Raw genomic sequence first — 15,491 nt, 5'->3', positions numbered from 1 at the left:
GCTTCAGGGCCTGTGGGACGGCCCTCAAATGGAGGAGAAAACCATCATGATCGATTCAGGATGGCTGCTTTCGCTGTCAGGCTGTCTGGTCGGCGCGATCATCGGTTATGCCGCGAGGCGGAGCCACTTCTGCACCATGGCAGCGCTGGAGCGCCACTGGTACGCTAACGACGATGGCCCATTGCGCGCCTGGGTTCTCGCCGCCATGACCGCACTGGTTGCAACCCAGCTGTTGAGCGCCGCGGGCATCGCCTCCATAGATACCTCGTTCTACCTGACCGAACCCCTGCCGATCGCCGGCGCGATCATCGGCGGACTGATGTTTGGCGTCGGCATGGCGCTGGTCGGCACCTGCGGCTTCGGAGCGCTGGTACGGCTCGGCGGCGGCAATCTTCGCGCGCTGGTCGTACTGACCGGGCTCGGACTGGCTGCCCTTGCCGCCCAGCGCGGCGTTACCGCCCACATCCGCGCAAACCTGCTTGATCCCATCTCGATTGACCTGACAGGCTTTGGTGGACAATCGCTTGGCGCCTTGCTGTCACACGCGACCGGGTTGGAAACCAGCCTTCCGCTCGCCTTGGTGATCGGCGCCTTCGGCTTCTACTGGGTTTTCAGATCCGCCAGTTTCCGCGCCGATCGGAGCCGGCTGAGCGCCGGTGTCATCATCGGGTTGTGCATCGCGGCAGGCTGGGTGATTACCAGCAACTTCGCGGCCCAGGCCTACTTCCCGGTCCAGGTCGAGGCAGGTTCCTTCGTCATGCCGGTCGGTGAAACCATTCTGCAGATCATAACCGTCACCGGCGAACTCCCCGACTACGGCGTCGGCCTCGTCGTCGGCGTTTTCCTTGGTGCCGCGTTGTCGGCTTTCCGTTCCGACGACATGCGCTGGGAAGCCTGCGACGATGCGCGCGAACTCAGCCGTCACCTGCTCGGAGCCTTCCTGATGGGAACCGGCGGCGTCTTTGCGCTGGGCTGCACCATCGGCCAGGGCGTCAGCGCCTTCTCGGTGATGGCGATCTCCGCCCCCATCGTCATGATCTCGATTGCCGCAGGCGCACGCATGGGGCTGGGCATGCTGGTCGAAGGCACGCCGTTCAGCTTTATCGCCGACTGGCGTGCCCCCAAGGTCTAGGCGGAAGCGACGAACCGGTAGGCCGAACCATCCCGTTCAACCCTGCCCTCGCCCGGTTTGGGCAGGTGATAGGCAGTCAGCATCGCCTTGTCCGCAGCCAGCCGGTCGAGCAGCTTGAGCCGGGTGGCGACACCCTTCTCCGCATCCTGGTCTGACCCACTGGGCCAGCCCGGATGCGCGAATGACACCGCGAAATGCGTGATCGCGTCGCCGGCGATCAACACCGGACTGCTGCCGCCATGCACCATGTAGGACATGTGGCCGGGCGTGTGGCCGGACGTGTCGACCGCCTCAACCCCGGGCACGACTTCCGCGCCGGGCTCGAACAGGTTGATCATGTCGGCGAGAACGGCCAGCCGGTTCTGCGCCCCGACCGCGAAGGTCTTGCGCTCTTCAGGCATGGCGTCGACCGTGCCCGGGTCGCTCCAGAACTCCCACTCTGCCCGCCCCATGTGGAAACTGGCATTCGGGTAGACGATTTCATCGAAATCATCGATCAGCCCCCAGAGGTGATCGGGATGGCCATGGGTGAAGACGATATCTGTCACATCCGCCGGGTCGAACCCCGCCTCGGCCATATTGTCGAGCAGCTTGCCAGCCGATGGCATGAAGTTGGAACCCGAGCCGACATCGAACATGATCAGCCGGTCAGTCGTTTTCAGGATCGGAACATTGCAGTCGGGCGTCAGTGAATCGGTCGGCTGGCCGTTCTTTTCAAGCAGTGCAACGAGTTCGTCCTGCGGCGCATCCGGATAGGAAAAGCTCAGCGGCAGCACAAGGTTGCCGTCACTGACGCTGGTCAGCACCGCATCTCCGATTTCAAATGCATTTGCGCCCTTGAGCCAGGCCGGCGAGGCCAGCGTCGCGGCCGCAGCCATGCCGGAGTGCAGGAATGTGCGGCGTGTCTGAATGAACGGTGCCATGATCTTTCTCCCATATAGATTTATATGAATATTTGCCTTTGTCTTGACCCAGGTCAATGCCCTGGACCGCAATAAGGTGTTCTTGGCCTCATGGGGGTGATACCATGAACCTTGAGTTTCTGGCTGACCATTTCGGCGACAATCTTGCACTTCTGATCGGCGGCGCAGTGATCGGCGCGATTTTTGGCGCTTTTGCGCAACAGAGCCGGTTCTGCCTGCGCGCTGCGGCAATTGAATTCTCGCGCGGACACGTTGGCGGCAAGGTCGCCATCTGGCTGATCGTCTTCTCCACGGCCATCGCCGGAACCATGTTGCTCAGCGCATTCGACCTCTTTACCGCCACCGAAGCACGGCAACTGGCCTCGCCGCAAAGCCTTTCGGGCGCAGCCATCGGCGGCCTCATGTTCGGCACCGGCATGGTGCTGGCGCGCGGATGCTCGTCCCGGCTTTTGGTACTTTCGGCGACCGGCAATTTGCGCGCCCTGCTTTCAGGCCTGGTCTTCGCCGTCGTCGCCCAGGCCAGCCTGCACGGCTTTCTCTCACCGCTTCGCGAAGCTCTTGCAACACCGTTGACCACCCTGTCGATCGGATCAAACGATCTGCTGGTGCTTTCCTCCGTGTCCGAACAGACCGCTCTCGGCCTCGTTCTGGCCGGCCTTGCTGCAAGCTTGTTTCTGGCGTTGTGGCGCAAGGTCGGGATCTGGAAAACCGCCGCGTCCTTTGCGGTCGGCGCCTGCATTCCGCTTGCCTGGTGGTTCACCAATGCGATGACCTCGATAGCCTTCGAGCCGGTTCAGCTCGAATCGCTCAGTTTCACCGGACCGTCCGCCGACACGCTGATGCTGTTCCTCTCGTCTCCGGGCTCGATGATCGACTTCGACGTCGGCCTGGTTCCGGGGGTCTTCATCGGCGCTTTCCTGGCCGCCTGGGTGACCGGTGAACTCGAACTGCAGGGCTTTGAGGGTGGCGGCTCGATGCGACGCTATCTGGCCGGCGCGGCCCTGATGGGCTTTGGCGGCATGCTGGCAGGCGGCTGCGCCGTCGGCGCCGGCGTGACCGGGGCGAGCATCTTTGCGCTAACCGCCTGGGTGACCCTTTTTGCGATCTGGATCGCGGCAGCTGTCACCGACTGGGTCGTCGACCGCAAGATGGCGGGCCGGATTGTTCCGCCGCAGACCTTGCCTGCCAGCCCCGACACCCGGGGCAGCGAGCTTCAGCCCGGAATCTGAAAGACCGCCAGGCGAAGCGCTATCCGTACATCCGGGATGAGCGGCTTGCTGCCTGACGGCCTTCAAAGCGCTCTTTTCGAGCGTCGTTATGATCCCCTCTGGATCTGGCTTGTCAGATGCATGAACCGTGCCAATTTCAGAACACCCTCGAGATTGAGGCTCTCCGCCGTTTCAGACTGAACGTGTTGAAATCGTTGCACTTGCAATGAGCAAGAGCAGCACGGAAAATGCGGCTCCCGCCCAAATTCCGGGCAGTCCGGCCGCTGCCTGGGCTCAGACCGAAACCGCCGCCCGCAGTGTTTGCTTGCTCAGGCTTTCGCGGTCGCCAGCCATTTTCACTTCTCCGCGCTCGATCACGCAGAACCGGTCGGCAAGGCCGTAGGCAAACTCGAAATACTGCTCGACCAGCACGATCGCCATCTCGCCCTGATCCCTCAAAAGTGCGATCACCCGCCCGATCTGCTGGATGATGTTGGGCTGAATGCCCTCGGTTGGCTCATCGAGCAGAAGCAGTTTTGGCCGGGTGATCAACGCCCGGGCGATCGAAAGCTGCTGCTGCTGGCCGCCCGACAGGTCGCCGCCACGGCGGTTGCGCATGTCCTTGAGCACCGGGAACAGCTCGTAGATGTGATCCGGAATTTTTCGTTCCGGGCGCGGCAGGCAGGCAAACCCGGTCTCCAGGTTCTCGGTGACCGTCAACAGGGGAAAGATATCGCGGCCCTGCGGCACATAACCAACACCCTTCGCGGCCAGTTGGTAGGCCGGAAGCTTTCCGATCGTCTCGCCCGCCAGCGAATAGGCGCCACCGGAGCGGTGATGCACGCCGGAAATCGCCTTGAGCAGGCTGGTCTTGCCGACCCCGTTGGTGCCCATCACGCAGGTGACCTGCCCGACATCGGCCTTCAGCGAAATCCCCTTGAGGATCTGGGACTGGCCGTAATGCAGGGTCAGGTTTTCAACATTCAACATTCTCTAGCGCCCCAGATAGACATCAATGACCTCGGAATTGCCGGTCACATGATCAAGCGACCCTTCTGCCAGAACCGACCCTTCGTGCAGCACCGTGACCTTGCAATCGAGCCGGCGGACAAACTCCATGTCATGCTCGACCACGACGACCGCGCGGGTTTCGGCCGCCCGGCGCAACAGGTCGGTGGTGTGTTCGCGTTCGCCAAGCGTCATCCCTGCAGCCGGCTCGTCGACCAGCAGCAGCTTCGGATCCTGCGCCAGAAGCATGCCGATCTCGAGCCATTGCTTCTGCCCGTGCGAGAGTTCGCCTGCGGTGCGGTCGAGTTCGCCCGACAGCCCGATCTCCCCGGCAAGCGCCGCCACCCGCGCCGCGTCTTCCTTCGAAGCCTTGTAGCGCAGCACCGAGAACGGCAGCCGGTCATTGCTCAGCGCCATCATCAGATTGTCGCGCACGCTCTGCGCCTCGAACACCGTTGGGCGTTGGAACTTCCGTCCGACCCCTGCCCGCGCGATCTGACTTTCAGACAGCCTGAGCAGATCGAGCTGTGGTTCGCCGAACCGCACCCGGCCCTCGTCCGGCCTTGTCTTGCCGGTGACGATGTCCATGAAGGTGGTCTTGCCCGCCCCGTTCGGCCCGATGATGGCGCGCAACTCCTGCCCGCCGATTTCGAACGACAGGTTGTTGATCGCCTTGAACCCGTCGAACGAAACCGAGATCGATGTTACTTCCAGAAGCGCGCTCACGATGCGGCATCCTTCCTGACCAGCTTGTCAAATAACCCGCCAATGCCCTTCGGCGCGAACAGCGTGACCAGCACGAAGCCCAGGCCCAGCAGCACCTGCCACCAGTCGACCCAGTTGACGGTGTAGAAGCCCAGCGGGATGCTCGGCGCCTGCCCGCCGGTGAACCAGGACGACAGAAGCGACACCAGCGCCGCGCCGATGACCGCGCCGTAAAGCCGCCCCCGGCCGCCGATTGCCACCCAGACCGCAAGGTAAATCGAGGCAATCGGCGCGATCTCGGCCGGATTGATGATTCCCGCCTGCGGATAGTAAAGCGCCCCGGCAATCGCCGCGATCACCGCGGTCAGCGTGAACACCACCAGCTTGTAGGCCTCCACCGGATATCCCATGAAACGGATGCGCGCTTCGTCGTCGCGGATCGCCCGGATCACATTGCCGAACTTGCCCGAGACCACCCATGCAGCCACCAGATAGCCAAGGCCCAGGGCAAAGGCCGAAGCAAGGAAAAACCAGACGGAGACCACCGATTGCGGCACTTCGGACAGGCCGGGAATGTTCTGCAATCCTGAAAGGCCGTTGTTGCCTCTGAGGCCCGAGTCGTTCTGGAACAGATAGAGTGACAGCGCCAGGGTCATCGCCTGGGTCAGGATCGACAGATACACCCCGGTCACACGGCTGCGGAACGCCAGCCAGCCGAACACCAGTGCAAGCAATCCAGGCACCAGCACCACCAGCGCCAGCTGCGCGAACAGGCTGTCGGCAAAGTACCAGACCATCGGAATCTCGGCACCGCCGACGACACCGAAGATCTGGGTGCCGATACCTTCGCGGATTTCTTCGGGCGTTGCCGGCAGTTCCCCGCTCGACAGCGAGGCGATGACGATATCCTTGGTCCGCTCGTACATCAGCCACATGCCGATCATGTAGCCGCCGAGGCCGAAGAACGCGAAATGGCCAAGCGACAGGATCCCGCAATAGCCCCAGACCAGATCCATGGCGATGGCGATCAGGCACAGGCACAATGTCTTGCCGAGGATCTTGATGAAGCTGGTTGAGACGATGCCGAGCCCGAAACCTTCCGAAAGAATGGTGATCACGATGGTGAACACCGCCAGAAGGCCGATGAAGATGAGCACCGAGGGTTGCCGGGCAAGAAGGGAGCGTTCCATGATTTAATCCCCCGCCGCACGGCCCTTGAGCGCGATGATGCCCTTGGGTCTGAACTGGATGAAGATGATGATGAAGATGATCATGTAGGTCTGCGCGGCGAGTGTGTTGGACGGATTGAAGAACTCGATCACCTTCTGCAGCGAGCCGATCATCCCGGCGCCCGCAAGCGTCCCCCAGATGTTGCCGACCCCGCCGACCACCACGGTCATGAAGCTTTGCACGATGTAACCGGAGCCGAGTTCCGACGTGACCTTCGCAAACAACCCGATGGCGACGCCTGCGATACCGGCGATGCCGGAGCCGAGGCCGAAAGTCAGCATGTTGATCCGGTCGGGATTGATGCCCATCGACGAGGCCATGCGCGGGTTCTGCGTCACCGCCCGGACCTCAAGCCCGAGCCGTGTGCGGTTGAGAATGAACAGCAGCAGACCCAGAAAGGCGAGAGCGAGAACGAAGATCGCGATCCTGATGTAGCTGATCGACACCACGTCATTGAGCACCCAGGCGCCATCGAGCCAGGACGGCGATGTGAGCGGACGCGCCTGTGTGCCGAAAATGTTCTTGGCGATCTGCTGGAGCGCAATGGAAATGCCGAACGTCGCAAGCAGCGTTTCGAGCGGCCTGTGCGCCAGATAGCGGATCACCAGCCGTTCCAGTGCCACCCCCGCCAGGAAGGCAACCGTGAAGGCCAGCGGCAGCGCCACGATGATCGACACGGTGTAGTTCGGGATGAACTGCTGCACGACATAGCCGGTATAGGCGCCGATCATAATGAACTCGCCATGCGCCATGTTGATCACACCCATGACGCCAAAGGTGATGGCAAGCCCGATCGCGGCCAGGAAGTAGATCGACGCCAGCGACAGCCCGTCAAGCGCCAGATCGACGAACTGGTAGAAACCGACCGTACCGCTGATGTTGGCGAGCGTTTCCCGCGCGGCCGTGGTCAGCACCGGGTCTTTTTCGGCGTAGATCTCGGCAAACACGTGATTGGCGACTGCAGAACGCTGTTCGTCCGGGGTGACCAGTGGCGGCACGCTTCCGTCGGCCGCAAGCGCCAGATAGGCCCGGTCGCGTGCGGCCTGCGTCACCAGCTCGGCGACCGGAGTACCGGCAACCATGCCATTCTCGATATTGTCGATCAGCGCCTGCTTGCGGTCGGCCATCGGAACCACAGGCCGCGCCTTGCCGGCATCGACCAGCATTTGGTAGGCCGACTGGGGATCGATGTCGCTGCCCGGCGTCAACAGCCTGGCGACGTTGAGGTCCTCGGGCACCGCATCGAACACTTCCACTCTGGTCGCGAGCAGCGGATTGAGCGCCGCGCGCGCATCGACGCCGGGGTCTCCGGCAAAACTCTCGATAGCAGCCACCCTGTTTGCCTGGTCACTGCCGAACTGGATGGTCAAGAGCCGCTGCAGCCGCTCCTTCCGCGCCTTGATGGCCGGATCGGATTCAGACTCGATTGCCCCCCTGAGAATGCTCAGATGCGAGGCTTCGGGATCGCGCTCCAGCGCTGTCAGCGCCTGCAGCCGCCGTTCCGGATCAGGGTCCGAAAGCTGGAACTGCACCAAGGCTCCGGCTATCACGCCACGGACGCCACTGTTGGGCTTGAGGTTGTCGAGATCGTTCTTGTCGGCAAGCCCGGCCTCCGCGCCGCTGTCGACATCGATCAGCATCACCTTGCCGTCGGCGGCATCCTCGACAAAGAAGAACCGCCCATCGCTTTCGCGCTGCCACACCTCCTTCTCCCGCCATTTCTCCAGGAACACCGGCACGGCGGGCAACTGGCTGTCGACCAGGTCTTCAAGCACCGGTCCGATGGTGGTGCGCGAAGGCTTTTCGATATTGGCCCGGTAAGTCTCGAGCAGCGCGTTGAGATCCGCGTCCTGCGCTTTGGCGGGCGCAAACGCAGTCAGAGCGGCAAAAATAACAAGGATGATGCGAAGCATGGGAGAACAATGACCAATTGGGAAGGTGGAAGGGGGCGCAAAGCCCCCTTCCCTTGGTGAAGATCAATAGTTGGAATTGAGCTGCACGCAGGTCTTGGTCTCGGTGTTGTACATGCCGCAGGCGAGTTCCTTCCAGTCCGATTCCAGCACGGCGGATTCGGGCAGGAAGTCGGTCCAGGCGTCGCCGGGAACCGGCTCGGTCTGGCTGACGATATCGAACTGGCCGTCCTCCTGGATTTCGCCGATGAGCACCGGCTTGGTCAGGTGATGGTTGGGCAGCATTTCGGCTTCACTGCCGGTCAGGTTCGGAAACTTCTGGCCATACATGGCGGTGCGCACGGCATCGACATCGGTGGTGCCGGCGGCCTCGACCGCATTCACCCACATGTTGAAGCCGATATAGTGGGCTTCCATCGGGTCATTGGTAACCCGCTCTTCGCCGGCGAAGGCCTTCCATTCCTTGATGAATTCGGCATTCACCGGAGCATCGGCGGACTGGAAGTAGTTCCAGGCAGCAAGATGACCGACGAGGTTGGTGGTGTCGAGACCCGACAGCTCTTCCTCACCCACCGAGAAAGCCACGACCGGAATGTCGTCGGCGGAAATGCCCGCGGCGGCAAGCTCCTTGTAGAAGCCGATATTGGCGTCGCCATTGATGGTGGAGATCACGCCGACCTTCTTGCCGTCTGCACCGAGCGCAACCACGTCGGCAACGATCTTGGACCAGTCGGAATGACCGAAGGGCGTATAGTTGACGAAAATGTCCGCTTCCGCGATGCCCTTGTCCTTGAGGTACTGCTCAAGGATCTTGTTGGTTGTGCGCGGATAGACATAGTCGGTGCCCAGCAGTGCGAATTTCTCGACCCCGAGCTCTTCAAGGAAATAGTCGGTTGCAGGAATGGCCTGCTGGTTGGGCGCTGCACCCGTGTAGAAGACGTTCTTGGATGATTCTTCACCCTCGTACTGGACCGGGTAGAACAGAAGCCCGTTCAGCTCCTCGATCACCGGCAGAACCGACTTGCGGCTGACCGACGTCCAGCAGCCGAACATGACATCGACATTCTGAACCGTCATGAGTTCGCGGGCCTTTTCCGCAAACAGCGGCCAGTCGGATGCCGGATCGACCACGACGGCCTCAAGCTGCTTGCCCAGCAGACCACCCTTTGCATTCTGCTGTTCAATCAGCATCAGCATGGTGTCCTTGAGCGTGGTCTCCGAGATCGCCATCGTGCCCGACAGCGAGTGCAGCACGCCGACCTTGATCGTTTCCTCCTGCGCATATGCCGTTTGGGTCAGGATTCCTGTTGTAATAAATGCCGCCGCCCCTGCGATACGCAATTTCGTGGTAAATTTCATGTCAGCCTCCGTGCTGTTCGTGTCCACGAGGGTGATCAATGCAAGCCCCTTGCCAGTTGCGAGGAAAGCCGGATTTTAACGGTTTCTTAATCCGCCAGGCCAGGATGGTGGAAAACGAATGTTCAAAAAGGCGCACATTTTTGCCTACAATTTAGGCGACGTCCATTTTTTATACATTCTTGTCGCAGCCATCAGGCGCGGGATACCGGAGAAGGAAGCCCTCCGGAAAACAGTTCCGCCGGCAAGACTTGCGTAATCGTCGTTTTTCGCTTCTTATCTGCCCAGATGAGGCGCTCGGCCTCTTGAGCAACACAAGACAAGGAGACCTATGCAAACCATGAGCGTACCTCTTTTCATGCTCGCGGCTCTGGCTGCCTTGTTCACATTTCTGTCTCCGGCGGTGGCTTCTACCTGGCTCAAGACGGGCAAACAGACCACCCGGCCTTACGGGCACGTGGAGTACTGTACACGCAATGCTTTCGATTGCCGCGGACGTTCGGCCGATGCCGCATTGCCGCCCGCCCGAAAGAACCTCCTCAACGGCGTCAATCGGGCGGTCAACCGCTCGATAAAGGCAGCAGCCGACCAGACCGCTTTCGGTCGCAAGGAATTCTGGACCGCCAATGCGCGATCGGGCGACTGCGAGGATTTTGCCCTCGCCAAACGCGCAAAGCTGTTGCGTAGCGGCTTCAAGCCTTCCCAACTTCTGTTGACGATGGGATACAATGGCAGCGAGGCGCACACCGTGCTGGTGGTCAGAACCCGCGATGGCGATTATGTCCTCGACAATCTTGTCGACGAGGTTATGCCGGTGCAATCCGCGCGAATGAGCTTCCGCAAGATCCAGGCGCCAGATCATGGCGGCAAATGGCTTCAGGTAACCGGCAAGACCGGCCGCGCGCCCTGACACGCATCCGGCTGCAGACTGCCAAGTTTTGCTGATACCCTCAGGGCCGTTTGAAAAGACGGCCCTTTTGCCGTCCAACCGCTTGCCGTCATACCGATAGCCTGTGCTATGGCTCGGCCTGACCCGATCAACACAAATCCGGAAAAACCGGAGGACAATTCAATCGCCGGCTTCCGCTTCATTCACACTGCCGACATCCATCTTGATTCGCCGCTGAAATCCCTGGCGCTGCGCAATCGGGACCTTGCTGATCTGATTGGCGGCGCCACGCGGCAGGTTTTCAGCGATATCGTCGACCTGTGCGTCGGCGAACGCGTCGACGCATTGATCATTGCCGGCGATCTCTACGACGGCGACCAGACCTCCATGAAAACCGCCCGCTTTCTGGCAAGCGAGCTCAACCGCCTGGCGACAGCGGGTATTCGCACCTTCATCATCCGCGGCAATCACGACGCGCTGTCGCGCATTTCCCGCGAACTGGTGCTGCCGGACCTCGTCAAGCTGTTCAGCGGGCGCGGCGAGCATGTTGTCATCGAACGCGAACAGGGCGAAAAGCCGGTCGTGATCCATGGCCTGAGCTTCGCCAACCCGACGGCGCCCGAAAGCCTGCTGCCAAAATATGGCCGGGCGCACCCGGATGCCATCAATATCGGCATCATGCACACAAGCCTTGGCGGCGCCCCCGGGCATGATCCCTATGCGCCCTGCAGTCCCGCCGAACTGGAGGCAACCGGGTATGACTACTGGGCACTGGGACACATTCACAAGCGCTCGGTTGTTACCGACTCGGCCGCCATCGTCATGCCCGGCATGCCGCAGGGCCGGGACATCAACGAGGACGGACCCAAATCGGTTACACTGGTGTCAATCGCCGAAGACGGGCAGGTGAGCCTTGAAGAGAAACCAACCGCTCTCGCCGAATTTGCCCGCGTTACCATTGATGCGTCCGGTCTGAGCGAATGGAGCGACCTCGCACACGTACTTGCCGAGACGCTGAAGCCGGTCCGCTCCGCTTCGACCGCTCCGCATCTGGTGGTTCGGCTTGCCCTTTCGGGGGAAACTCCGCTCGCCTGGCGCATGCGCCGCGATTCTGATTTGCTTCTGGCAGAGGCTGAGGAACGGGCCGAGCAGATCGGCAACACCTGGATCGAGAAGCTCGACATAGCCTGCACCCCGCCCGTTACTCCACAGGCATCTGCCGCAGACCCGCTTAACGAACTCCGGGCACTGATCGAAAACGACATCCTGTGCTCCGACGCCTATGAGACCGCGTTGGCAAGCGTGGCCGACACCTTGCAGGCGCAGCTGCCGACCGATCTCCGGGATCTGTTCGGCACTGATGAGGCCGAGACCAAAGCGCGGCGCATGGAGCTTGCCCGCCAGGGCGCCGATGACGTGCTGGCCCGGCTGCAGCCCGGCCACACCGCCGGCAGCGAGACCGCCTGATGCGCCTCAATCGCCTCGACCTCACCCGCTACGGCAAGTTCACCGATCACGGGATCGATTTCGGATCGGCCGCCAAAGGCGGTTGCGACCTGCACATCGTCTACGGCCCGAACGAGGCAGGAAAGTCGACCCTGTTCAGCGCCTGGCTCGACCTGCTGTTCGGGATTGGCGCGCAAAGCAGCTACAATTTTCTCCATCCCTACCCCAACATGCGCATTGGCGCCTGCGTGGAGATCGATGGAAAGACCCAGGAATTTGCCCGTATCAAGCGGCAGCAGAACAGCCTGCTCGACAACCGTGACCAACCTGTCTCCGATGGCGCACTGCTGGCCGGTCTTGGCGGGCTCGACCGCGACAGCTACCAGACCATGTTTTCGCTGGACGACGAAAGCCTTGAACAGGGTGGCGAAAGCATTCTGGCAAGCCGCGGGGACCTTGGAGAATTGCTGTTTTCCGCAAGCGCCGGGCTCGGCGACCTCTCCCAACGGCTTTCGGGAATCCGTACCGAGACCGAGGATTTCTACAAGCCCCGCGCCCAGAAACGTATGCTTGGCGAACTCAAGGCCGAACTCGCAGGACTCAAGGCCGAGCGCGAGCGGATCGACACCCAGGCCAGCAGGTTTGCCCAGTTGGGCAAAGACCTCGAAGAGGCAGGCTCGCGGCATGACGAGGCAGGCGATCAGCGAAAACGGCTCAGGATCCGGCTTGCGGCAATCGACCGGCTTCTCGCGGCCCGGCCCCGCCTGGCAGAGCTCGAAAGGCTTCAGGACCAGCTTGCCCCCCTCTCCGACCTGCCCGAGGTTGCACCGGAATGGCGCCAGCAGGTCAGCGACCTTGGACAACAGGAGGCAGCCCTGCAGGCGGCAGGCGCTGCACTCGAAGCCGAAATCGAGCGCCTGGGCTCCGAACGCGATGCCCTCGACATTGACGTGCAGATCCTGTCACTTCGGGACCGGATGAGCGAACTCGAGCGGCTGCGCACCCGCCATGAAACGGCCGGCGAGGATCTGCCGGAGCGGCGCGCGGCGCTGTCCCGAATCGACGGGCGCATCGAGCAGATCCTGGCCCGGCTCGGGCAGGCATCGGCATCATCAGCCGAAGATCTGCTGCTGGACACAGCCAGAACCGCCACGCTCCGCGAACTTATTGATGCCCGCGCAAGCCTCGACGTCCACACAACCTCAGCCCGCAAGGAACATGCCGACGCGACCGTCAACCACGACGAAGCCTTGGCTCAACTGCGTGCCGCGGGCGGCGCGCTTGAGCAAGGGGCTCCCCAACAACGCCAGGTCCGGCTGGCCGAACTCGCCGAAGCGCTCACCGTCCTGCGCAACGATAATCATGACCTGCTTTGCCGGACAGCGAGCCGCACCGTCGCCGCAGCGCGCGACAATTACGAGGCCCTGGTCGAAACTCTGGCACCCTGGAAAGGGGACATCGGCGAGTTGCGCGCCATGCTGCCACCCTCCGCGGAAACGATACGAGGCTGGAAAGCCGGGATCGAGGACCTTGAGCGCAAAAGCCTCTCGACCGATGAGGACCGTGCCCGGCTCGACCAGTCGCTCAAGCGATTAGAGGCGGAAGCCGGCGCTCTCAGCCGTTCCGGCGCGCTGCTCTCGGAGGCGGAGACCGAAGCGCTGCGCACGACCCGCGACGACGCCTGGAAAACGCACAAGGCAAGGCTCGACCCCGAGACTGCAACAGGCTTCGAAGCCGCCATGAAGGCCTATGACGGCGCCGCCGACAAACGTGCCATGCACCAGGCCGATGTCGCCAAGCTCAATGAAATCTCGGTGCAAGCGGAGATCACAAAGGCCGCGCTCGAGAGTGCCGGAACCGCCAGATCCGCGCTGAAACAGGCAATCGCCGAGCTGCGAGAACGGATCGCCACCGCACTCGGCCAGCTGTCGCCCACACTGCCGGCCGGCATGACGCCCGAAGCCATCGCGGACTGGCTGGCCCGCCGCGAGCAGGTGCTCGACGCCGACGAGGCACTGCGCGCCCGGCTTGGCGAGTTGCAAGCCGTTGAGGAGGACCGGCAGGCCGCCGCCTCCCGTTTGCAGCGGTTGCTTTCACCGCTCGACCCCGAAGCAACCACCGGCGACAGTCTCGAAAACCTGCAAAACCGTGCCCAGCATCTGCTCAACCGCGAATCCAGGCTCGACGGCTACCGCCAGGCATTGGCCGAACAGGAGCGCCTGCTCACCCGCCGGCAGCGCGATGTCGAGAACGCCAAAGCGGAAGCCGATGCCTGGATGCTGGCATGGAAGCAGGCCTGTGACGGTTGCTGGCTCGGCAAAGGACCGCAGGCGCCAACCGCCGCGGTGGTTCGCGAGGCTCTGCCACTGCTTGCAGAACTCGCAACCGCGATCCATGAACGCGACGGACTTTCCGACCGCATCGCCAAGATGCAGCGCGATCAGGCCGACTACACCGCAGCGCTTCACGCAACAGCATCCGAGGCCGGCTCCGACACCCGGGACACCCCGGCCGGCACCATCGCCCGGCAGTTGGCGGACCGGCTGGCAATGGCTGAGAAGGCCGGTGCCCGCAATGATGATCTGACACGACAGTTCGAGGAGGCTTTGGCCCGGCAGCGCCAGCATGATGAAACCCGCGCCGCCCATGCCGCCAGGAAGACGCAGATGCTCGATGCACTCGGCACAGATACATTGCCCGATGCGGCACTCAGGATCGATCAGGCTCTCGAACGCAAGCAGCTTGGCCAGCGGGTCAGCCAGATTGCCGCCGAGATCTGCGAGACGCTCGGCGTCGGCTCGCTTGAGGAAGCCCGCTCCCGGTTGAGTGCAGCCGATGCCGACGAGTTGAACGCGGAACGGCAGGAGCTTGAAGCCTCGCTTGAAACGCTCGACGCCGAAATCCAGCACCTGTTCGCCGCCCGCACCCGCGCCTCGGATGCGCTTGATGCTGTCGGCGGCGACGACGCGGTTGCCCGGATCGAGCAGAGCCGCAAGACCATCCTGCTTTCCATCGCCGAGGGCGCCGAGCGCTATCTCAGGCTCTCCGCCGGCGTCATCGCCATGGAGCAGGCATTGACGCTCTACCGCGAGCGTCACAGCTCCTCGATGATGCAGCGCGCCTCTGACGCCATCCGCACCATCAGCCGTGGCCGCTACACCGGCCTTGCCTCCCAGCCAGACCATGGGCGCGACAAGGGGCGCGAACTGCTGATCGCCATCCAGAATGACGGCACCTCGAAACAGGCGGCAGAAATGTCCAAGGGCGCCCGCTTCCAGCTCTACCTGGCGCTTCGCGTCGCAGGCTTCCACGAGTTTGCCGCAACGCGCGACACGGTGCCGTTCATAGCCGACGACATCATGGAGACCTTCGACGATTTCCGTGCCGAGGAAACCTTCCGCCTGTTTGCAGGCATGGCCAATGTCGGCCAGGTGATCTATCTCACCCACCACCGCCATCTCTGCGACATCGCCAGAGCCGTCTGCCCGGACGTGACCATTCACGAACTGACCGCCTGATTTAGGGCTTTTGGTCAGTTTTTCCGCAGCTGCGAACAGGCTTGGCTTGGCATCAGCGGCTTATGCCTGTATCGAGACGGCACTCTCGTTGATCCGCATTCGGATCATTTGCCTGCAGGACGCAGGAACGCAGGGCCTGGTTCAGCTTTGCATCGGCCCACTCCTG

General features: G+C 62.3%; 11 protein-coding genes. 5 read left to right on the top strand and 6 right to left on the bottom strand.

Annotation, left to right across the window (positions count from 1 at the left end; genetic code table 11):
• Positions 1 to 46: 46 nt before the first annotated feature.
• Entirely contained in the window at positions 47 to 1,132 is a 1,086-nt protein-coding gene (locus SPHINGO391_RS07400; RefSeq protein ID WP_152008221.1) for a YeeE/YedE family protein, read from the top strand.
• Here SPHINGO391_RS07400 and SPHINGO391_RS07395 read toward each other — a convergent pair.
• Positions 1,129 to 2,055 carry an MBL fold metallo-hydrolase gene (locus SPHINGO391_RS07395; protein ID WP_152008220.1) on the bottom strand — a complete coding sequence of 309 codons (927 nt, stop codon included), beginning with the start codon at positions 2,053 to 2,055 and terminating at the stop codon, positions 1,129 to 1,131. The genes SPHINGO391_RS07400 and SPHINGO391_RS07395 overlap by 4 nt on opposite strands.
• 104 nt (positions 2,056 to 2,159) lie before the next feature.
• Here SPHINGO391_RS07395 and SPHINGO391_RS07390 point away from each other — a divergent pair, with 104 nt between their 5' ends.
• A complete protein-coding gene (locus SPHINGO391_RS07390) occupies positions 2,160 to 3,284 on the top strand; it encodes a YeeE/YedE family protein (protein ID WP_152008219.1) in 1,125 nt (374 codons plus the stop codon).
• A 273-nt stretch (positions 3,285 to 3,557) separates the two neighbouring features.
• Here SPHINGO391_RS07390 and urtE read toward each other — a convergent pair whose 3' ends face one another.
• The 5 genes from urtE to urtA form a co-directional block, all read right to left on the bottom strand.
• A complete protein-coding gene (urtE, locus tag SPHINGO391_RS07385) occupies positions 3,558 to 4,253 on the bottom strand; it encodes an urea ABC transporter ATP-binding subunit UrtE (protein WP_152008218.1) in 696 nt (231 codons plus the stop codon).
• Between the two features lie 3 nt (positions 4,254 to 4,256).
• A complete protein-coding gene (urtD, locus tag SPHINGO391_RS07380) occupies positions 4,257 to 4,997 on the bottom strand; it encodes an urea ABC transporter ATP-binding protein UrtD (RefSeq protein ID WP_152008217.1) in 741 nt (246 codons plus the stop codon).
• Positions 4,994 to 6,166, bottom strand: a complete 1,173-nt coding sequence (gene urtC / locus SPHINGO391_RS07375; protein ID WP_152008216.1) for an urea ABC transporter permease subunit UrtC — start codon at positions 6,164 to 6,166, stop codon at positions 4,994 to 4,996. Before urtC ends, urtD begins: the two co-directional genes overlap by 4 nt.
• Before the next feature lie 3 nt (positions 6,167 to 6,169).
• A complete protein-coding gene (urtB, locus tag SPHINGO391_RS07370; RefSeq protein WP_152008215.1) occupies positions 6,170 to 8,119 on the bottom strand; it encodes an urea ABC transporter permease subunit UrtB in 1,950 nt (649 codons plus the stop codon).
• Positions 8,120 to 8,182: 63 nt separating this feature from the next.
• The gene (gene urtA / locus SPHINGO391_RS07365) at positions 8,183 to 9,475 is read right to left on the bottom strand and encodes an urea ABC transporter substrate-binding protein (protein WP_152008214.1); all 1,293 of its coding nucleotides are present in this window, start codon (positions 9,473 to 9,475) and stop codon (positions 8,183 to 8,185) included.
• 337 nt (positions 9,476 to 9,812) lie between these two features.
• Between urtA and SPHINGO391_RS07360 the strand changes: the two genes are divergently transcribed.
• The 3 genes from SPHINGO391_RS07360 (at position 9,813) to SPHINGO391_RS07350 (ending at position 15,325) form a co-directional block, all read left to right on the top strand.
• Positions 9,813 to 10,382, top strand: coding sequence for a transglutaminase-like cysteine peptidase (locus SPHINGO391_RS07360; RefSeq protein WP_193217222.1), 570 nt, complete (start codon positions 9,813 to 9,815; stop codon positions 10,380 to 10,382).
• Between the two features lie 108 nt (positions 10,383 to 10,490).
• Positions 10,491 to 11,828 carry a DNA repair exonuclease gene (locus SPHINGO391_RS07355; protein WP_152008212.1) on the top strand — a complete coding sequence of 446 codons (1,338 nt, stop codon included), beginning with the start codon at positions 10,491 to 10,493 and terminating at the stop codon, positions 11,826 to 11,828.
• The gene (locus tag SPHINGO391_RS07350) at positions 11,828 to 15,325 is read left to right on the top strand and encodes an AAA family ATPase (RefSeq protein WP_152008211.1); all 3,498 of its coding nucleotides are present in this window, start codon (positions 11,828 to 11,830) and stop codon (positions 15,323 to 15,325) included. Before SPHINGO391_RS07355 ends, SPHINGO391_RS07350 begins: the two co-directional genes overlap by 1 nt.
• The last annotated feature ends 166 nt before the right edge of the window (positions 15,326 to 15,491 follow it).

Origin of the sequence: Hoeflea sp. EC-HK425 (assembly GCF_902498795.1) — a bacterium.
Taxonomy (GTDB): domain Bacteria; phylum Pseudomonadota; class Alphaproteobacteria; order Rhizobiales; family Rhizobiaceae; genus Hoeflea; species Hoeflea alexandrii.
This window is presented reverse-complemented; position numbering and strand designations above follow the sequence as displayed.